This window comes from Mycobacterium sp. SVM_VP21 (genome assembly GCA_024758765.1).
GTDB lineage: Bacteria > Actinomycetota > Actinomycetes > Mycobacteriales > Mycobacteriaceae > Mycobacterium > Mycobacterium heraklionense_C.
In genome coordinates this window covers 560,609-578,572 of sequence record CP101406.1, presented here as the reverse complement: position 1 = coordinate 578,572, position 17,964 = coordinate 560,609, and the positions used below count along the sequence as shown (strand labels likewise).

The window sequence follows — 17,964 nt, the reverse complement described above, 5'->3', positions numbered from 1 at the left end:
TTCATTCGGTATCCGAGGCGAGTGCGTTCAACGCCGACGAGGTGATCGCCGACCCGCCACGCCGGCCGCGCACGGTCACGAACGGGATGTCGATGCCGTGGTCGCGGTGCAGTGCGGCCAACGCCTCCTTGGACTCGGCCGCGCCGATGAACCCCACCGGGCAGCCGACGATCACCGCCGGGCGCGGTCCGCCGTCGATGATCGTCTCCAGCAGGTGGAACAGCGCGGTCGGCGCGTTGCCGATTGCCACGACGGCGCCGGCCAGCTCGGGTTCCCACAGCGAGACGGCCGCCGCCGAACGGGTGGTTCCCCATTCCTTCGCCAGATCTGGAACCCGCTCGTCGCGCAGGTAACAGCGCACCTCGTTGCCGGCGGGTAGGCGCCCGGCGGTCACTCCGACTGCCACCATCCGGGCATCGCAGAGGATCGGCGCGCCGCCGTCGAGTGCGGCCCGCCCGGCCGGCACCGCGTCGGGGTGAATCAGCAAGTCCTTGGCGACGTCGGTCTGCCCGGCGCCGTGGATCATTCGCACCGCGAGGCGCTCGGCGGTCGCCGGGATGTGCGACAGGTCGGACTCGCGGCGGATGGTCGCGAACGATTCGACGTAGATGGCCGGACCGTCGGCAATGTAGTCGTAATGCCGAGACGGGCGCGTGGGCCTGCTCACCGGTTCGCCTCCTGGGCTTGAGGGATGAAGACACCCTGCCACGGCGTCACCACGAGCTCGGTGTGCTCCCTCAGCAATCGCCCGTGGTCCGCCGTTAGCACGCCGTCGGGGACCTGCATGTGGGTGCCGCCGGGCACGCTGCCGAACGGTAACGGACCCGACGGGGCCGGGACGCGCGGGTCGGCGGCTTGGACCGGCGCCAACGGGCGGGACAGTTCGCGGATGTGCCAGGGCGCGTCCGGTTGCTCGCCGCGGGCGGCCTGGAACGACGCCGCCAGGACGGCCAGCTGTGCGGCGGCGTCGGCAATGTTCACCACATCGCCCCAGTCGTCACCGACTCGCAGCTGTGCCTCGGTGTCACTGAGCGCCACCAGGCCGGCGTCGCTCTGCCGATCGATCAGGTCGCCGCGGCCGTCGTCGAGCACGAACAGGAAGCGACCGGGCAGCCGAGCGAGTCGCGGATCGGCACACAGCAGTGCATCCAGTCCCGCCGCCACCGGGCGCAGGTCCGCCCGCCCACCGGCATAGCCGGTCTGCGGCGAGACCAGGATGTTGCGGACCAGTTCGTGGCTAGGCGACGGCAACAGCCCGGTCGACTCCAGGGCGGCCACCGCGTTGGGGGCGAGGGCACCGCCGTGATCGGCCAACCCGCGCAACTGCAGGTTGGCCCGCTTGGTCAGGTACACCGAGCCGTCGGCGAACTCGGCGCTGACTTGCAGCAAGCGGGCCAGCGAGGCGGCCGGCAGCCGGCCGCCGACCAGCCGCAGCCGCACCAGCAGTCCGTCGTCGGCCGCCCAGGGGCGCAGTACGCCCGGGCACCGGTCGGCCCTCGTCCTCATCCGTCACACCCGCCACGCGGGGGAGGGCATAGAAGAGTTGCCCACCTTTGCGCGACAACACCCGTTAAGTCAGCGCTGCCGGCGGCGGGTTTGGCGTGCACGGACTGAATTGTCGCTCACAGGCGGGCAACAGACATGCCCCCGCCCTCCGGTGACAGGTGGGACGGGTGTGGCTCAACCGCCCAGCGCCGCCACCGCCGGGCCGAACATGGCGTCCTTGATTGCGCCCAGCGTGCCCGAGTCCTTGCCGGCCAGCGGCCGCAGCAACTCGGTCGCGGTCGGAGTCACCGCTCCCTCGGGGGCGGTGGTGTCCACGATGCCGAAGGTCGCGGCGTCCACCCCGCCGAATCGGCGGCCGGTCGTCATCGACGCCACCTGAGCCTGCGGAGTGAGCTTGGCCTGGATCAACGCGGTCATCCCCGCGGTGAACGGAATCCGGATGTCGACCTCGGGGAAGCAGAAGAAGCCGCGGTCGGCGCGCATGACACGGAAGTCGTGGGCGATCGCCAGCATGGCGCCGGCCCCGAACGCGTGGCCGACCACGGCCGCCGCGGTCGGAATTGGCAGTGTCAGCACCCGCGCGAGCAGGGCGTGCACCCGGCCGACGTACCAGTCGGTGCGGTCGCCGTTGGCCATCAGCCAGTCCAGGTCCAGGCCGTTGGTGTAGAACTTGCCGCCCGCGGTGGTGACCAGGCCGTGGGCCTTCCCCTTGGCGTTGGCGGCCAGCACGTCGTCGAGCACGCGATTGATCTCGTCGAGGAAGTCCGGGGAGAACCGGTTTTCGTCATCACCGAGGTCCAGTACGGCGATCGTGTCGTCATAGGTCAGGTTCATGGGGTGGATCCTTTCTGATTCATGCGGCGGCCCCAACTTCGGCTCTCCTCCGTCGAGCCTCGCTGAACCGCCGGGGGTGGCCCGACCGACAGTACGGCGCGGACCGCCGCGTGCAGGTGGGCGCGGGCGATGTTGCAGCCCAACCGGTTCCGGCTGAGCACGATAGCGGTGGGTAGATCGACGACGCAGGTGGTGATGGTGTCGACGGCGGCGGCGTCGCGGCGCTGCCACAGGGCCTCCGCGAGCCCGATGAGCAAGCCGACCAGCTCGGCGTCGGCGCCGCGGAGCCGCTCGGCCAGTTCCGGAGACAGGTCGTCGTCGGGCAATTCGTCGCGCCGGATCGCGAACAGCAGCTTGCAGGCGTCGGGATGACGCTGCGCGAACGCCACCGGAGCGTCGGCGGCGGCAACCACCGCCTCGAGTGGGTCTGAGACCGCGTCCACCAGCTCGCCCTGCACCGCCAGGAACCGCCGGGCGGCCCGCAGCCAGGCGGCGGCAACCAGCCCGGCCCGCGAGCCGAACCCGTGGTAGACCGCACCGTTGGAGGCACCGGTGGCCTCCCCGATGGCGCGAATGGTCACCGCGGCGGGGCCGGACCGTGCGGCAAGCGTCTCCACGGCGTCGAGCACCTGCTCGGGGTCGTACACGCGCGGGCGGGGCATGGCCGTCACCGTAACAGAGCGAGCGCTCTGTTACCAGGTGCGGTCATCCGGATCCCGGCGTGACAGGATCGGACAATCATGAGCACTCCCGGATCCCGTCCCGTCGTATTCTCCGGCGCCCAGCCAACCTCCGACTCGCTTCACCTCGGAAACGCCCTCGGCGCGGTCGCTCAGTGGACCAGCCTGCAGGACGATCACGAGGCATTCTTCTGCGTCGTGGATCTGCATGCGATCACCGTGCCGCAGGACCCGGCGACGCTGCGTCGCCGCACGCTGGTGACAGCCGCCCAGTACCTCGCGCTGGGCATCGACCCGGCCCGCAGCACGGTTTTCGTACAGAGCCATGTGCCGGCGCATGCCGAACTCGCCTGGGTGCTCGGCTGTTTCACCGGTTTCGGGCAGGCGTCGCGAATGACGCAGTTCAAAGACAAGTCGCAGAAGCAAGGCGCCGACTCCACCACCGTGGGTCTGTTCACCTATCCGGTGTTGATGGCCGCCGACGTGCTGCTCTACGACACCGAGGTGGTCCCGGTCGGGGAAGACCAGCGTCAGCACCTGGAGTTGGCGCGCGACGTCGCCCAGCGCGTCAATGCACGCTTCCCGGAGACCTTCGTCGTCCCCGAGCCGATGATCCCGAAGGCCACCGCCAAGATCTATGACCTGCAGGATCCGAGCGCCAAGATGAGCAAGTCGGCGGCCACCGACGCCGGCCTGATCAGCCTGCTCGACGAACCGGCGAAAAGCGCCAAGAAGATTCGCTCGGCGGTCACCGACTCCGAGCGCGAGATCCGCTACGACCCGGAGGCCAAGCCTGGCATTTCGAATCTGCTGACCATTCAGGCCGCGGTCACCGGTTCGGATGTCGAGTCCCTGGTCAACGGCTATGCCGGACGCGGCTACGGCGACCTGAAGAAGGAGACCGCCGAGGCCGTCGCCGAGTTCGTCACCCCGATCAAGGCCCGGGTGGATGAGCTGCTCGCCGATCCGGCTGAGCTGGAGGCGGTGCTGGCCGCCGGCGCGAGCCGGGCGCGAGAGGTGGCGGCCGAAACACTTGCGCGGGTGTACGACCGGGTGGGATTGCTTCCAGCACGGCCATGAGCAAAGCCGTGACCGACCAGTCCGACCCGACCAAGCCGGGCGTCATCGAACGCCTGCGCACCAGGTACGGCTGGTTCGATCACGTAATGCGTGCTCAGGAACGCTACGACGACTGTCAGGGCAACTTCTTCGCCGCGGGGATGAGCTACTACACCATCTTCGCGTTGTTCCCGCTGGCGATGGTTGGCTTCTCCGTCGGCGGTTTCCTGCTGTCACGGCGACCCGAGGTGCTCGACGAGATCGAGCGCCGGATCAAGCATTCGATCCCGGGCGAGTTCGGCAATGAGCTCGTCACGCTGATGGACAGCGCGATCTCATCACGCGCCTCCGTCGGGGCGATCGGCCTGGCGACTGCCGCTTGGGTGGGCTTGACGTGGATGGCCAACCTGCGCGAGGCGCTGTCGGAGATGTGGGAAACCCGCTCGGACAAAAAGGGTTTCGTCTCTTCCAAGCTGTCTGACCTGCTCGCCATGGTGTGGGCGTTCGGCGCCACGCTGGCCACTATCGCGCTGACCGCCCTGGCCGATCCGAAGCTGATGCGAAGTGTCCTGCGCTGGCTGGGCGTTCCCGACTTCACCTTGCTGGGTGGGCTGTTGCGGGTCGCGTCGCTGATCATGGCGGCCGGGGTGTCGTGGCTGCTGTTCACCTGGATGATCGCGCGGCTGCCTCGGGAGTCGGTGAACTTCAACAGCGCGATGGAAGCCGGTGCCATCGCCGCGGTCGGCTACGAACTGTTCAAGCAGGCCGGCTCGGTGTATCTGCAGTCGGTGATCAACGGCCCGGCCGGGGCGGTGTTCGGACCGGTGCTGGGCCTGCTGGTATTCGCCTACGTCACCGCCCGGCTCATCCTGTTCGCCACCGCGTGGGCGGCGACGTCGGCGGACAATCTCCACGCCGACTGACGGTGTGACCGGTACCCGAAACGGGTAGTCGGCATTACGGAGCGGACCGTCTGGTTCCCGGTCCGGTCTGCCCGACTGCTCATGGACGGAGGACGAGCGTGGCGCACGAATCCGCAACTACCTGGCCGAGTCTCCGTGTCGAGGACTGGGGTCCGACCCGGGACACCCTGCACATGTGGACTCAGATCGTCGGCAAGGTCCGTCTGGCGCACGCGCCCTTGGTGAACCACTGGTGGCAGGTGACGCTGTACGTCACCCCACGAGGGCTCACCACGTCGGCGATCCCTTACGGCTGCGATGTTTTCGACATCGCATTCGACTTCATCGACCACCAGTTGGTGATCCGAACCAGCTCCGGTGCGACCCGGACCACGGCGCTGCGGGAGCAGTCGGTGGCGGAGTTCTACGCCACGGTCATGTCGATGCTGGCCGAGTTGGGCCTGCAGACACGTATCCAGTCTCACCCCAACGAGGTCGAGCCCGCCGTGCCGTTCGCCGACGACGTCGAGCACGCCTCCTATGACCCACGGGCCGCCCACCTGTTCTGGCGGCAACTGGTGCAGGCGAACCGCGTGCTGGGCCAGTTCAGGTCGCGCTTCATCGGCAAGGTCAGCCCCGTCCATTTCTTTTGGGGAGCAATGGATCTTGCCTGCACCCGATTCTCCGGCCGACGCGCTCCGCCGCACCCCGGTGGGGCACCCAACTGCGGCGACTGGGTGATGGTCGAAGGCTACTCACACGAACTCAGCAGCTGCGGGTTCTGGCCGGGCGGCGGCGCCGAAGGCGGCTTCTATGCCTACGCCTACCCGGAACCCGATGGCTTCGCCGATCACCCGGTCCGCCCCGCAGAAGCGTTCTACAGCACACAGATGGGGGAGTACGTGTTGCCCTACGAGGCGGTGCGGCAAGCACCCGAGCCGGACCGGGTGCTGCTGGATTTTCTGCAAGACACCTATGAAGCGGCGGCGGTGCGCGGCAACTGGGATCGTGCTGCCCTCGAAGCAGATCCGAATCGGTGGCAGCGGCAATCACGCGCCTGAATGGCGCCGGCTGTCACTCCGGGCGGTGGGCGGTCACGTGCCCGCACCTCGGCTGCAGCGTCCAGGTAGGCCCGGTAGACCGCGGCTGACTGCTGTTGACGGCTACCCGCGTCATGATCAGTCGCTGGCCGGGTCGACGAGGTCGGCGAACTCGGGGTGTTTGGTGATGTAGGCCTCGACGAACGAGCAGGTCGGCACGACGCGTTTGCCGGCCGCGCGGGTGTCGGCCAGGGCGGTGCCAATCAGCGTGCTGGCCAGGCCGCGCCCGCCGAACGCCTTGTCGATCACGGTGTGGTGGAAGATCCGCTGATCGCCGCGTTCGATGTAGTCGGCGAATCCGGCCTGTTCGCCATCGACGCTGATCTTGTACTGCTGGTCGTCGTGGGTGACGGTTGGTTCGCTCATCTTTGCAGCCTATCCGAGCCAGGAGCCGCGCCGCATTACTCGCGAGACCCGCCAATCCCGGTCCAACACAACCAGGTCGGCGTCACGTCCGGCGGCCAGAACACCGGCCCGGTGCAGCCCGAGGATGTGCGCCGGGGTGGACGAGGTCATGCGCACTGCCGCGGCAATGGCGGCCTCGACGCCGATCTCGGCCTCGAGCAGTCGCACCGCGGTCGCGAACAGCCGGTCCATGGTGGCGGTGCTGCCGGCGATCGTCGCCGTACCGCGCAGCCGGGCAACCCCGTCGGCGACGTCGACGTCGAGCACGCCGAGACGGAACACGCCGTCGCCGACGCCGGCGGCGGCCATCGCATCGGACACCAGCGCGACCCGGTCCGGGCCGGCGGTGGTCACCACGTGCCGGATCACCCCCGGGTGCAGATGCACGCCGTCGGCGATCAGCTCGACGGTCACCCGGGGATCGGACAGTAGTGCGGGAACCGGTCCCGGCTCGCGATGATGCAGTGCCCGCATCGCGTTGAACAGGTGCGTGCCGACCCGCGCGCCGGCATCGACCGCTTGCCGCGTCAGTTCGTAGCTCGCATCGGTATGCCCGACGGCCACAACGATTCCCGCATCCACCAGACGTCGGATGGCCGGAAAAGCACCGGGTAACTCGGGCGCGAGCGTGACCATCCGGATCGTGCCGCCGCCGGCAACCAGCAGCGCGTCGACCTCGGCGTCGGACGGGGCGCGCAGCTGACCGCGGTCGTGCGCACCGCAGTGCAGCCGGCTCAGCCAGGGCCCCTCCAGGTGGATGCCGTCCAGCACACCGCGGCGGGTCGCGGCAGCCAGCGTGTGCACTTGTGCCAGCAGGGTTTCCGGTGAGGCGGTCACCAAACTCGCCAGGCCGCCGGTGGTGCCGTGCGACGCGTGCAAGGCCGCCGCGCGGTCTGGATCTTCGGCGTAGGAGACGCCGGCGCCGCCGTGGGAGTGCATATCGACGAAGCCGGGCACCACAACGCAGTCACCGAAATCGATATCGGGCCGAACCGGAGGTGGCCCAGCCCCGCAATCGGCGATCCGCCCCTCGGTCACCGACACCCAGCCGGGCCGGTGCACCGCGCCGTCGAGCACGGCGGCGCCCGCGGAGATGACGCTCATGCCGGGGCCTCGCTGTCAGCAACCAGGGCCGTGGGTTCCTCGGCGGGCCAGCGTCCGCCGTTCTCCCAGAAGTGCCGGATGTCTTCCAGTTGGCGGCCCTTGGTCTCCGGCGCGTAGCGATACACGAAGCCCAGGCTGAGCACCGCCAGCACACCGAAGACCGCGAACGTCCCGGCCCCGCCCAGCGAGGTCAGCATGGTCAGGAAGACCGCGGCGACGATCGCATTGGCCACCAGGTCGGAGGTCAGCATCGCTGAGGACCCCATGGCTCTCATCCTGGCCGGCAGGCTCTCTCCGGCATACACCCACACCAGGGAGCCGAATCCGAAGGTATAGCCGACGGTGAACAGCAGCACTCCGCCGAACTTGACCGCCGCCAGTGCCTCGCCGAACGTCTCGCCGGCGGCGAACACCGCGACCAGCAGCAGGTTGGCCACCACCATCGCGGCGATCCCTGACAGCAGGATCGGCCGCCGGCCGACGCGGTCGATGATCGCCAGCGAGACGACCATCGCGGCCAAGGCGGCGACCTGAACCAGCGCCGGCAGGACCAGCAACGCGAAATCGCCTTCGAAACCCATCTTCTCGAACAGCCGGGGGCTGTAGTAGACGATCGCGTTGATCCCGGTGATCTGGATGAAGAACCCCAGCGTCACCACGAACAGCGTCGCTCGCAGGTAGGGCGGCCGGAGCATCTCGCGCAGCACGCCGACTCCGCCGGCCTGTTCCTCGGCCAGGGTGCGGCCGATCTCGGCCAGCTCGCGCTGCGCGTCGGCGCCCGGTTCGATCCGCCGCAGGGTGCGTTCCGCGTCGGCGGCACGGCCCTTGAGCAGGTACCAGCGAGCGGTGTCGGGGACGCGCGCCAGCAGCAGGGCGACAAGTACCGCCGGGACCGCGGCCAGGCCCAGCATTGCCCGCCAATTGCCGGTACCGGCCAGCAGGTAGGCGAACAGGTAGCCGGCGATGATCCCGATCACGGTCGCCAGCCCGTAAGTGACCAGTAGTGCGCCGCGGGCATGCGCCGGCGCCGACTCGGCCACGAACACCGGAACCACCACTACCGATACTCCGATGGTGATGCCGAGCAGCAGCCGCGCGACGGTCAGCGTCGACACCGACGTCGCCGCCGCCCCCAGCACGGCAAAGGCCGCGTAGCCCAGCGCCACCGAGACCATCGAGCGCTTCCGGCCGATCGCGTTGGCCAGCCACCCGCCGGCCATGGCGCCGGCGATCTCGCCGATCACCGTTGCGGTCGCGATCATCTCCTGCTGGGTCTCGGTCAGCCCGAAATCACGCTCGATGAACAACAGCGCGCCGGCGATGTTGGACAGGTCGTAGCCGTAGATGACGCCTACGCTGGCGGCGGCCACTCCCACCGCCAGCGCCAGCGGCGAGGAGCGGCGCAGTTCGGCGAATCGGCCCATCTGGCTCACCGTAGGGGATGCGGTCAGCTATCGAATGCCCGAGTCGCGCCGCTCGGCCAGGGTGGCGTACCAGTAGGTCAGTGCGGCCGCGGCGAATTCGACGGCGCACGCCGCGGTGAAGGCCGGATGCGGCATGCCGACGTCGGCCATGGACATCAGCCGGGACACCCCGAGCAGCGCCATGGTGGCGGCCAGCAGGCGCACGGCTGAAGCCGGGATCGGGGAGCGTCGGAACGCCTCGAGGTAGCCGACCCCGAAGCCGATCAGCAGGGCGCCGGCCGCGCGGGTCTCACTGTCCACGGTCGCGTTGACGGTCTGGCCGTCGGGAATGGAGTCCAGCGAGAACGCCATTCGGCTGATCCCCAGCGCGATCAGCAGCAGCCCGGTGAGCCAGCCGAACGTGCGCAGAGCCTTGATCACCATGCCGAGCCCCTGCCTGGGCGCCGGTTCACCGCCCGGGCACCCATAATGAGCCCGAACACCACGACCGTCCCGAAGATCCCGACCCCGACGCGCACCGGCACCGTGTCGTCGGACGGTGCCAGCAGCATGGCCTGCGGGTTGGGGGTGTCGGCCGGGCTGCCGGCCGCTACCAGTGACGGGTCGGGCTCGATCAGTGTCCCGACTCGGGTGCCGGCCGGGACGGAGAAGCCGTAGTCGAGCAGCTGCGCGGCCTGCTGCCAGGGCGGGATCGGCTGTCGGGTGCCGCGCAGCAGCACGGCCACCAGCCGGCGTCCGTCCCGGGTCGCGGCGCCGACGAACGTCTGCCCGGCGTCGTCGGTATAGCCGGTCTTGCCGCCCAGCGCGCCCGGGTAGTTGTAGAGCAGCTGGTTATCGTTCTCCAGCTGGTAGCCGGGAGTGTCGCCGTAGCCCGGGAAGTCGAAGCTGCGGGTCGCAACGATGTTGGCGAACGCCGGGTTGTTCCAGGCGTAGCGGTAGAACAGCCCGATATCGTAGGCCGAGGTGCTCATGCCGGGCCCGTCCAGTCCGGAAGGGGTGGCGGCACGGGTGTCGCGGCCGCCCAGTCGCGCGGCCAAGGTATTGATCTTGTGCAGTGCGACATCCCAGCCGCCGAGCTGCATGGCCAGGGCGTGCGCGGCATCGTTGCCGGACCCCATCAGCAGGCCGTGCAGCAACTGGTCAACGGTGAAGCGGCCGCCGGGGCCGACGCCCACCCGGGTGCCTTCGGCATTGGCGTCTTCCTGGGTGCCGAGCACCACCAGGTTGGGGTCCAGCTCGTTCAACGACGCCATCGCGGTCAGCACCTTGATCACACTCGCGGGCCGGTGCCGGCCGTGCGGATCGCGGGCGGCGATCACCGCGCCGCTGTCCAGGTCTGCCACCAGCCAGGATTCGGCGGAGACCTCGCTGGGTATCGGCGGGGTGTCGGGTGCGGCCACGATCCCACAGCCGGACAAGGCCTCGCCGCCGACCGGGGTGGCCGGCACCGGCAACGGCAGCGGCGGAGCGCCGGCCTGGGGAACCTCGGAGGCGTCAACCGCGGGTGGAGTGTTGACCTGGTACGGGCAGCCGACCGTTCCGGCGTTCAGGCCCGGGGTGGGATCCGCGGTCGCCAGCGGTGCGGCAGTGGCGAGGAAACCCGCCGCCACCAGGGCTGACACCGAGCGCAGAGAAGTCATCGTGTGTGCAGGGTAGGGCACCGGCGGGGCAAATCCGGGGAGCCACGCTGTGGCTGATGGGGCGGAAGTTACAGCAGCGCGGCGCCGAACGTGAAGCTAGATTCACCCTCGCCGCCGAGCGTGAAGCTAACTTCACGCTGGGCGGACGTCGAAATACGCCAGACCCGGCCCGGCGATCCGGCCCATCCAGAGCCGGTCGTCGGCCTCCACCACACCGGTGGCCAGCCCGAAGTCGGGGTGCTCGGTGCGGAACTGGGCCAGCACCCGCCCATCGCCGGCGTCGAAGCCGACCACCCACACCACCGACTGCGGGTCGGGCAGCCAGCGGTACGGCAGCAGCCGCCACAGCAGCCGGCGCAACACCGGCGCGCGCGGGCTCAGCCAGTCCGACAGCGCGTTGCGATCGGAGACCATCGCGACCCAGATCCGTCCGTCGCGCCCGGTCGAGATGTTGTCGGGATGGCCGGGCAGTTCCTCGACCAGCGCAGTGATCGAACCGCGGTGCGGGCCGGTCAGCCAGTACTTGGACAGTCGCCGCCCGGTGCTCTCGGCGAACACCACGGCCGATTCGTCGGCGGTCAGCGTCACGCCGTTGGCGAAGTGCAACCCTGTCGCCAGTACGCTCACTGTGCCGTCCGGACTTCGCTGCATTAGTGACCCGCTGCCGCGGGCCTCGATCACCGAGCCCTTGTAGTGCTCGTAGTGGAACCGGCTGGTGGATTCGGTGAAATAGATTGTGCCGTCAGATGATTCGACGGCGTTGGAGCAGAACGTCAGCGGCTGCCCGCCCACTTCGCTGACCAAGGTCTCCAGCTGTTGGGTCTGCGGGTCATAGCGCAGCAGGCCGCGGTGGCTGTCACAGATCAGCAGCCGTTGATCGTGGGTGAAGGCCAGGCCCAGCGGGCGCCCGCCGGTGTTGGTCACCACCCGTGGTGCGACGCCTGCCGCGTCGACGGCGATGATGCGGCCGTCTTCGACCCCGGTCCAGATGCTGCCGTCGGCCGCGGCGACCACGTCCTCGGGCGCGTTACCGGGAATCTCGACGAGCCTCAGTACCGGTGTGGGATCCGGCGGGGGCAACGGCCGTGAACCCGGCGGCTGCCAGCGGACGGGGTCGATACGCGGCTTGCGGCTCATGCCAACGACATTAAGGCCGCAATTGCCCCGTTCGGCAGTCCCACGGCGTTGTCCGGATCTAAGGTCGGCCGATGATGGCTGCGGACAAGGGCCGAGCTCTGTTGTGGCACGGCGTCTTCCTGTTTCTGTTGGGCCTGCTCACCGGCATGGCCACCGGGGCGATGAGCAATCCCCGGATGGGGTTGTCCGCGCACCTGGAAGGCGTGATGAACGGCCTGTTTCTGTTGGCGCTCGGTCTGCTATGGGGCCGGTTGAGGCTCTCGGCGCGCTGGCTGACCGCGTTGTTCTGGTTGGCGCTCTACGGGACCTACGTGAACTGGGCCAGCACCCTGGCGGCGGCGATCTTCGGTACCGGCCGGTCCACTCCGATCGCGGGCGCCGGTCACCATAGCGGGATATGGCAGGAGAATCTCGTCGACGCCGGTCTCTACAGCTTGAGCATCGCGATGCTGGCGGTCTGCGTCATCGTCCTGGTGGGCCTGCGGCCCGGCGACGAGGCGCCGCACTGACCGATCCCGCGCCTAGGCTGGTGGCGATGACGGCATCGGTGGAGGACTTCGAGGCGCTGCGGCCTCACCTACTGGCGGTGGCCTACCGGCTCACCGGCATGTTCGCCGACGCCGAGGACATCGTGCAGGACGCCTGGCTGCGCTTCGACGCCGCCGAGCGTGACCACATCGTCGACCCGCGGGCCTGGCTGACCACCGTGGTGAGTCGTCTGGGCCTGGACCGGCTGCGCTCGGCGTCGCGGCGGCGGGAAGCCTACTTCGGCGAGTGGCTGCCCGAGCCGGTGGTGACTACCACCGACGACGCCGATCCGTTGTCGTCGGTGGTGGCCGGTGAAGACGCCCGGTTCGCCGCCATGGTGGTGCTGGAGCGGCTGACTCCCGATCAGCGGGTGGCGTTTGTGCTGCACGACGGGTTTGCGGTGCCGTTCAGCGAAGTGGCCGGGGTGCTCAACACCACTGAAGCCGCCGCCCGCCAGCTGGCGTCACGTGCCCGCAAGGCCGTCACCGCTGATCCGCCGCCGCAGCCTGATCCGCGCCACGACGAGGCGGTCGGCTCACTGATGGCCGCGATGGCATCCGGCGATCTCGCGGCCGTGGTGGCGCTGCTACACCCCGATGTGACGTTCACCGGCGACGCGAATCGCCGGGCGCCGACCGCTCCGCGGGTCATTCGCGGTCCAGAGAAGGTGGCGCGGTTCCTGCTCGGCCTGGCACGCCGCTACGGTCCGACCCTGATCACCGCGAATCAGCTGGCGCTGGTCAACGGCGAACTCGGCGCCTACACCCCGGGCGCGCCCGGCGCCGACGGGTTCCCCGAGCTGATGCCGCGGGGCACCGCGATGACGGTGCGCGACGGGCGAGTGGTGGCGATCTGGGATATCGCCAACCCGGACAAGTTCACCGGATCCCCGCTGCGCCCAGCTAGCCGATCGGAGCAGAAACGTGGCCAATAGCATCTCAAAGAAGTTGGGTGCGTTGATGTTTCGCGCCATGGACAAGATGCGCCACCGCGATGCCTTTGCCATCGGCAATCCCACCGGTGTGGACTTCACCGGCTTCGACAAGTCTCGGCAGATCCTGTTGGTCACGTTCAAGCGCTCGGGGGAGGCGATGCCGAGCCCGATCAACCACGGCGTCGATGCCGGAAAGCTCTACGTGCGCACCGACGCGTCCACCGGCAAGGTCAAACGAATCCGCAACAACCCGAACGTCGTCGTGGTCCCCAGCAGCCTGCGCGGCAAACCCGAGGGGCAACCGGTTGCCGCGATCGCCCGGATTCTGCCCGAGTCCGACCATGCGGTCGCCGAACACGCGATCGCCGCCAATTGGAGTCCGGTGATGCGGATCTTCGAGCGCGGTCTGGACAAGGGCAGTGCGGCGGCCGGACTCCCGATCGCCTACATCGAGATCACTCCGGCGAGTCAGCCTCGTTGATCTTCGGTGGCCCAGGGCACCCGGCAGGCGTCTCCGGAGTTGAAGCCCTGCTCGGTGATGCCCAGTGCGGAGTACATCCGGGATCGCATGTTCTCCACCCCGATCTGGTAGGTCAGCTCGATCACGCCGGCGTCGCCGAACCGGTGCTGCAGATCGGCGACCTGTTCGTCGGTGACCGAATGCGGATCGGTGGTCATCGCGTCGGCGTAGGCGATGGCGGCCCGCTCGTCCTCGCTGTAGAGCGGGGAGGTCGCGTAGTCATCGATGTGCTTCAGCCGGTCGGTGTCGATGCCCTCCAGGCGTTGCAGCATGGATCCGAAGTCCACGCACCAGGAGCAACCGACGGTGCGGGCGGTCCAGAGCACCGCCAGATCCCGCGGGCCGGCTGGCAGCTTGCGCGACGCGGACTGCAGCAGGCCTTCATGCACCGCATTGGCCACCAGCAGTCGCGGATGATGCGCGGCGACGGCGAAGGGCTCCGGCACTTCACCGAAGCGCCGCTTGGCGTAGCGGTACATGGCACGCACCAGCATGTTGGTGCGTTTCGGCGGCAGTGGGTCGATGCGGGGTTTGGTAGTCATACCCGTTAGACGAGCCGGCTCGCCTAAGTGTGACGAGCGCCCGCCGCCGCCGAATGTGAAGGTGGCTTCACGCTCGGCGGCCGAACGTGAAGGTGGCTTCACGCTCGGCGGGTCGGCGCGCCTCAGATCAGGAACGGCAGCAGTGCCTTGCGGTCGGTGGGGTAGTCGACGAACTTCTCCTGGTACCACTTGTGGGTGCCCAGCGCGCGGGGGATCAGGTTGCCGGCGGTGATCAGCAGGATGGCGACACCGGGCAGCGCCCAGGTCAGCACCGCGAAGCCGGTCCAGGCGATCATCTCGCCCAGATAGGCCGGGCTGGTGACGAAGCGGAAGCCGCCGCCGAACGGGATCTTGTACTCGGCGCCGCCGGGGTTGTTCTTGTCGCGCAGGTTGCGCACGATCGACTCGGAGTTGACCAGCAGGGCGAAACCGCACAGGTAAATCACCAGGCCGATCAGGAACCGCGGATCGGTCAGCCAGCCGGTGCCGTACTGGCCGAAATAGTCGTGGCTGAACAGTGCACCGTTGAGGTAGCCGTGCATGGAGGTGACGAGCATGCCCATCACCACCACCGAGATGTTGAAGGTGCTGCGCTTGCCCGGCACCTGGCGGATGGCCAGCGGGAAGAACCAGCCGCGGTTGGCGTAGTGCAGCGCCCAGATCCCGGCCAGCACCAGCGACGTCGGTTCGAAGCGGTGCGGCCCGCTCAGGTAGGCGACCAGAAACACCACGGTCGCCGGGATCTCCATCAGCCACCAGCCGAACTTGGGGTTCAGGTTCAGGCCGAGCTTGGTCGTCGAGAACCGGCCGTAGGAGCTCTGACCGAAGAAGCCGCCGATGATCACGAACGCCGCGAAGCCGAACGCGAAGGTCAGGACGGTGTCGTAGACGGTGTTGCCGGTGTACCAATGCATGCTCAGTGTCCTATCACGGTGGTGGTGACCACACGCGAAAGCCCCCATTTCGTGGGCGAAATTGGGGGCTTGCACGTCGGTCGCGGCGGAAATCAGCGAGCGAACATCAGCGCCCGCTTGACCTCCTGGATCGCCTTGGTGATCTCGATACCGCGAGGGCAGGCGTCCGTGCAGTTGAACGTGGTGCGGCAGCGCCACACCCCGTCGACCTCGTTGAGGATGTCCAGGCGCTCGGCGGCGGCCTCGTCACGGCTGTCGAAGATGAACCGGTGGGCGTTGACGATCGCGGCCGGCCCGAAGTAGGCACCCTCGCTCCAGTACACCGGGCAACTGGTGGTGCAGATGGCGCACAGGATGCACTTGGTGGTGTCGTCGTAGCGCGCCCGGTCGGTCTGGCTCTGGATGTGCTCGCGGGTGGGGTGGTTGCCCGAGGTGATCAGGTACGGCTTGACCGCCTTGTAGGCGTCCATGAACGGTTCCATGTTGACCACGAGGTCTTTTTCCACCGGAAGCCCGCGCAGCGGTTCGATGGTCAGCGTCAGTTCCTTGCTCGGCTTTTTGGGCAGGATGTCGCGCATCAGCAGCTTGCAGGCCAGCTTGTTGTTGCCGTTGACCCGCACCCCGTCGGAACCACACACGCCGTGCGCGCAGGACCGGCGGAAGGTCAGCGTGCCGTCCAGGTAGCTCTTCACGTAGATCAGCAGGTTGAGCAACCGGTCGGTCGGCAGCGCCGGAACCCGGAAGCTCTGCCAGCCGCCGGTGGCGGCGTAGGCGTCCGGGTTTTCCGGGTTGTACCGGGCGATCTTGAGCGTGACCATCTGCGCGCCCTCGGGAACCGGGGGCAGCGGCGGGTCACCGGCGGGGGCAGAGTCGACCAACGCCGCCGGTGCCGCGCTCGACGACCCGGGGGAGCAGCAACCGCCCTCGGACGAGCAGCAACCGGAGTCAGCTGAGGAGGACATCAGTACTTCCGTTCCTTCGGTTCGTAGCGGGTCTGCACCACCGGCTTGTAGTCCAGCCGGATATCGGCGATCAGATCCGGGCCTTCCTTGTAGGCCATGGTGTGGCGCATGTAGTTGACGTCGTCGCGGTTGGGGTAGTCCTCGCGGGCGTGTCCGCCGCGCGACTCCTGGCGGTTCAACGCACCCAACACGGTGACCTCGGCCAGCTCCAGCAGGAAGCCCAGCTCGATCGCCTCCAACAGGTCGGAGTTGAAGCGCTTGCCCTTGTCGTGCACGGTGATCCGGGCGTACCGCTCTTTCAGCGCATGGATATCGCTCAGCGCCTGCTTGAGGGTCTTCTCGGTGCGGAACACCGCAGCGTTGTTGTCCATCGACTGCTGCAGCGCACCCCGGATGTCGGCGACGCGCTCGTTGCCGTGCTCGGAGAGGATGTCGGACACCCAGCCGGTCACCATCTCGGCGGGGTTCTCCGGCATGTCGACGAAGTCGTGCGCGTTGGCGTATTCGGCGGCGGCGATCCCCGCACGGCGGCCGAACACGTTGATGTCCAGCAGCGAGTTGGTGCCGAGCCGGTTGGCGCCGTGCACCGACACGCAGGCGCATTCGCCGGCGGCGTAGAGGCCCGGCACGGTGTTGGTGTTGTCGCGCAGCACCTGTCCGGTGTTGGTGGTCGGGATGCCGCCCATCACGTAGTGGCAGGTCGGGTACACGGGCACCAGTTCCTTGACCGGGTCCACGCCCAGGTAGGTGCGGGCGAATTCGGTGATGTCGGGCAGCTTCTCCTCGAGCACCTCTTCGCCGAGGTGACGCACGTCGATGTAGACGTAGTCCTTGTTCGGTCCGGCGCCGCGGCCCTCGAGCACCTCGAGCACCATCGAGCGGGCCACGATGTCGCGCGGGGCCAGGTCGACGATGGTCGGGGCGTAGCGCTCCATGAACCGCTCACCGTCGGCGTTGAGCAACCGGCCGCCCTCGCCGCGAACGGCCTCGGAGATCAGGATCCCCAGGCCGGCCAGACCGGTCGGGTGGAACTGGTGGAACTCCATGTCTTCGAGCGGGAGTCCCTTGCGGAAGACGATGCCCAGGCCGTCGCCGGTCAGGGTGTGCGCATTCGAGGTGGTCTTGTACATCCGGCCCGAGCCGCCGGTGGCGAACACGATGGCCTTGGCATGGAAGACGTGGATGTCACCGGTCGCCAGCTCGTAGGCAACGATGCCGGTGGCCACGGGGCCCGACGGCGTCTCGGTGAGCACCAGGTCCAGCGCGTAGAACTCGTTGAAGAACTCCACGCCGTGCTTGACGCAGTTTTGGTACAGCGTCTGCAGGATCATGTGGCCGGTCCGGTCGGCGGCGTAACACGCGCGGCGCACCGGAGCCTTGCCGTGGTCGCGGGTGTGCCCGCCGAACCGGCGCTGGTCGATGCGGCCCTCGGGGGTCCGGGAGAACGGCATGCCCATGTTCTCCAGGTCCAGCACGGCGTCGATGGCCTCTTTGGCCATGATCTCCACCGCGTCCTGGTCGGCCAGGTAGTCGCCGCCCTTGACGGTGTCGAAGGCGTGCCACTCCCAGTTGTCGTCCTCGACGTTGGCCAGCGCGGCGCACATGCCGCCCTGGGCTGCGCCGGTGTGGCTACGCGTGGGGTACAGCTTGGTCAGTACTGCAGTACGAGCGCGAGGCGCGGCTTCCACCGCCGCGCGCATCCCGGCGCCGCCTGCACCGACGATCACCACGTCGTATCGATGTTCTTGAATCACCGCGATATCACCCGTTCGC

19 protein-coding genes and 1 pseudogene are annotated in these 17,964 nt (G+C 68.5%); 6 read left to right on the top strand and 14 right to left on the bottom strand.

Going from position 1 to position 17,964, the window contains the following annotated elements; all coding sequences use genetic code 11:
• Position 1: 1 nt before the first annotated feature.
• From NM962_02995 to NM962_02980, 4 genes are all read right to left on the bottom strand, one after another.
• Positions 2-667: a precorrin-8X methylmutase gene (locus tag NM962_02995; GenBank protein ID UVO13133.1), complete on the bottom strand. Its 666-nt coding sequence runs from the start codon at positions 665-667 to the stop codon at positions 2-4.
• Positions 664-1,506, bottom strand: a complete 843-nt coding sequence (locus NM962_02990; GenBank protein ID UVO13132.1) for a nitrite reductase — start codon at positions 1,504-1,506, stop codon at positions 664-666. The genes NM962_02995 and NM962_02990 overlap by 4 nt, the downstream gene beginning before the upstream one ends.
• A gap of 174 nt (positions 1,507-1,680) precedes the next feature.
• On the bottom strand, positions 1,681-2,340 hold the full coding sequence (locus NM962_02985) for an enoyl-CoA hydratase-related protein (GenBank protein UVO13131.1): 660 nt from the start codon (positions 2,338-2,340) through the stop codon (positions 1,681-1,683).
• Positions 2,337-3,002, bottom strand: coding sequence for a TetR/AcrR family transcriptional regulator (locus tag NM962_02980; GenBank protein ID UVO13130.1), 666 nt, complete (start codon positions 3,000-3,002; stop codon positions 2,337-2,339). Before NM962_02980 ends, NM962_02985 begins: the two co-directional genes overlap by 4 nt.
• Positions 3,003-3,080: 78 nt before the next feature.
• Here NM962_02980 and trpS point away from each other — a divergent pair, with 78 nt between their 5' ends.
• The 3 genes from trpS to NM962_02965 all read left to right on the top strand — a co-directional run bounded on the left by trpS (position 3,081) and on the right by NM962_02965 (position 6,042).
• A complete protein-coding gene (trpS, locus tag NM962_02975) occupies positions 3,081-4,100 on the top strand; it encodes a tryptophan--tRNA ligase (GenBank protein UVO13129.1) in 1,020 nt (339 codons plus the stop codon).
• An 8-nt stretch (positions 4,101-4,108) separates the two neighbouring features.
• A complete protein-coding gene (gene yhjD / locus NM962_02970; GenBank protein UVO13128.1) occupies positions 4,109-5,002 on the top strand; it encodes an inner membrane protein YhjD in 894 nt (297 codons plus the stop codon).
• 173 nt (positions 5,003-5,175) lie between these two features.
• Positions 5,176-6,042 carry a DUF5996 family protein gene (locus tag NM962_02965; protein ID UVO14528.1) on the top strand — a complete coding sequence of 289 codons (867 nt, stop codon included), beginning with the start codon at positions 5,176-5,178 and terminating at the stop codon, positions 6,040-6,042.
• Positions 6,043-6,159: 117 nt separating this feature from the next.
• Here NM962_02965 and NM962_02960 read toward each other — a convergent pair whose 3' ends face one another.
• The 6 genes from NM962_02960 to NM962_02935 form a co-directional block, all read right to left on the bottom strand.
• Complete coding sequence (locus tag NM962_02960; protein UVO13127.1) at positions 6,160-6,447, bottom strand: N-acetyltransferase; 288 nt, start codon at positions 6,445-6,447, stop codon at positions 6,160-6,162.
• A 9-nt stretch (positions 6,448-6,456) separates the two neighbouring features.
• Positions 6,457-7,590, bottom strand: coding sequence for an N-acetylglucosamine-6-phosphate deacetylase (gene nagA, locus NM962_02955; protein ID UVO13126.1), 1,134 nt, complete (start codon positions 7,588-7,590; stop codon positions 6,457-6,459).
• Positions 7,587-9,014, bottom strand: coding sequence for a sugar porter family MFS transporter (locus tag NM962_02950; protein ID UVO13125.1), 1,428 nt, complete (start codon positions 9,012-9,014; stop codon positions 7,587-7,589). The genes nagA and NM962_02950 overlap by 4 nt, the downstream gene beginning before the upstream one ends.
• Positions 9,015-9,041: 27 nt before the next feature.
• On the bottom strand, positions 9,042-9,437 hold the full coding sequence (locus NM962_02945; protein ID UVO13124.1) for a DUF4345 domain-containing protein: 396 nt from the start codon (positions 9,435-9,437) through the stop codon (positions 9,042-9,044).
• Entirely contained in the window at positions 9,431-10,654 is a 1,224-nt protein-coding gene (locus NM962_02940; protein UVO13123.1) for a D-alanyl-D-alanine carboxypeptidase, read from the bottom strand. Before NM962_02940 ends, NM962_02945 begins: the two co-directional genes overlap by 7 nt.
• 132 nt (positions 10,655-10,786) lie before the next feature.
• Positions 10,787-11,791, bottom strand: coding sequence for an SMP-30/gluconolactonase/LRE family protein (locus NM962_02935; protein ID UVO13122.1), 1,005 nt, complete (start codon positions 11,789-11,791; stop codon positions 10,787-10,789).
• A 71-nt stretch (positions 11,792-11,862) separates the two neighbouring features.
• On the opposite strand from NM962_02935, the gene NM962_02930 reads away from it, so the two are divergent.
• The 3 genes from NM962_02930 to NM962_02920 are packed head-to-tail and all read left to right on the top strand — an operon-like array spanning position 11,863 to position 13,734.
• Entirely contained in the window at positions 11,863-12,300 is a 438-nt protein-coding gene (locus tag NM962_02930; GenBank protein UVO13121.1) for a hydrogenase, read from the top strand.
• Positions 12,301-12,326: 26 nt separating this feature from the next.
• On the top strand, positions 12,327-13,253 hold the full coding sequence (locus NM962_02925) for a sigma-70 family RNA polymerase sigma factor (protein UVO13120.1): 927 nt from the start codon (positions 12,327-12,329) through the stop codon (positions 13,251-13,253).
• Positions 13,243-13,734, top strand: coding sequence for a PPOX class F420-dependent oxidoreductase (locus NM962_02920; protein UVO13119.1), 492 nt, complete (start codon positions 13,243-13,245; stop codon positions 13,732-13,734). Before NM962_02925 ends, NM962_02920 begins: the two co-directional genes overlap by 11 nt.
• On the opposite strand, the pseudogene NM962_02915 reads toward NM962_02920, so the two are convergent.
• The 4 genes and pseudogenes from NM962_02915 to sdhA all read right to left on the bottom strand — a co-directional run bounded on the left by NM962_02915 (position 13,722) and on the right by sdhA (position 17,945).
• A pseudogene (locus tag NM962_02915) lies at positions 13,722-14,351 on the bottom strand (carboxymuconolactone decarboxylase family protein). The gene NM962_02920 and the pseudogene NM962_02915 sit on opposite strands and share 13 nt — an antisense overlap.
• A gap of 86 nt (positions 14,352-14,437) precedes the next feature.
• Complete coding sequence (locus NM962_02910) at positions 14,438-15,229, bottom strand: 3-oxo-5-alpha-steroid 4-dehydrogenase (GenBank protein ID UVO13118.1); 792 nt, start codon at positions 15,227-15,229, stop codon at positions 14,438-14,440.
• A 92-nt stretch (positions 15,230-15,321) separates the two neighbouring features.
• Complete coding sequence (locus NM962_02905) at positions 15,322-16,191, bottom strand: succinate dehydrogenase iron-sulfur subunit (protein UVO13117.1); 870 nt, start codon at positions 16,189-16,191, stop codon at positions 15,322-15,324.
• Complete coding sequence (gene sdhA / locus NM962_02900; protein UVO13116.1) at positions 16,191-17,945, bottom strand: succinate dehydrogenase flavoprotein subunit; 1,755 nt, start codon at positions 17,943-17,945, stop codon at positions 16,191-16,193. The genes NM962_02905 and sdhA overlap by 1 nt, the downstream gene beginning before the upstream one ends.
• Between the last annotated feature and the right edge of the window lie 19 nt (positions 17,946-17,964).

Coding starts and splice junctions, on each gene's coding strand:
- NM962_02990 (UVO13132.1), bottom strand. CDS start 1,506: ATGAGGACGAGGGCCGACCGGTGCCCGGGCGTACTGCGCCCCTGGGCG.
- NM962_02985 (UVO13131.1), bottom strand. CDS start 2,340: ATGAACCTGACCTATGACGACACGATCGCCGTACTGGACCTCGGTGAT.
- NM962_02980 (UVO13130.1), bottom strand. CDS start 3,002: ATGCCCCGCCCGCGCGTGTACGACCCCGAGCAGGTGCTCGACGCCGTG.
- trpS (UVO13129.1), top strand. CDS start 3,081: ATGAGCACTCCCGGATCCCGTCCCGTCGTATTCTCCGGCGCCCAGCCA.
- NM962_02965 (UVO14528.1), top strand. CDS start 5,176: ATGTGGACTCAGATCGTCGGCAAGGTCCGTCTGGCGCACGCGCCCTTG.
- NM962_02960 (UVO13127.1), bottom strand. CDS start 6,447: ATGAGCGAACCAACCGTCACCCACGACGACCAGCAGTACAAGATCAGC.
- nagA (UVO13126.1), bottom strand. CDS start 7,590: ATGAGCGTCATCTCCGCGGGCGCCGCCGTGCTCGACGGCGCGGTGCAC.
- NM962_02950 (UVO13125.1), bottom strand. CDS start 9,014: ATGGGCCGATTCGCCGAACTGCGCCGCTCCTCGCCGCTGGCGCTGGCG.
- NM962_02945 (UVO13124.1), bottom strand. CDS start 9,437: ATGGTGATCAAGGCTCTGCGCACGTTCGGCTGGCTCACCGGGCTGCTG.
- NM962_02940 (UVO13123.1), bottom strand. CDS start 10,654: ATGACTTCTCTGCGCTCGGTGTCAGCCCTGGTGGCGGCGGGTTTCCTC.
- NM962_02935 (UVO13122.1), bottom strand. CDS start 11,791: ATGAGCCGCAAGCCGCGTATCGACCCCGTCCGCTGGCAGCCGCCGGGT.
- NM962_02930 (UVO13121.1), top strand. CDS start 11,863: ATGATGGCTGCGGACAAGGGCCGAGCTCTGTTGTGGCACGGCGTCTTC.
- NM962_02925 (UVO13120.1), top strand. CDS start 12,327: ATGACGGCATCGGTGGAGGACTTCGAGGCGCTGCGGCCTCACCTACTG.
- NM962_02910 (UVO13118.1), bottom strand. CDS start 15,229: ATGCATTGGTACACCGGCAACACCGTCTACGACACCGTCCTGACCTTC.
- NM962_02905 (UVO13117.1), bottom strand. CDS start 16,191: ATGTCCTCCTCAGCTGACTCCGGTTGCTGCTCGTCCGAGGGCGGTTGC.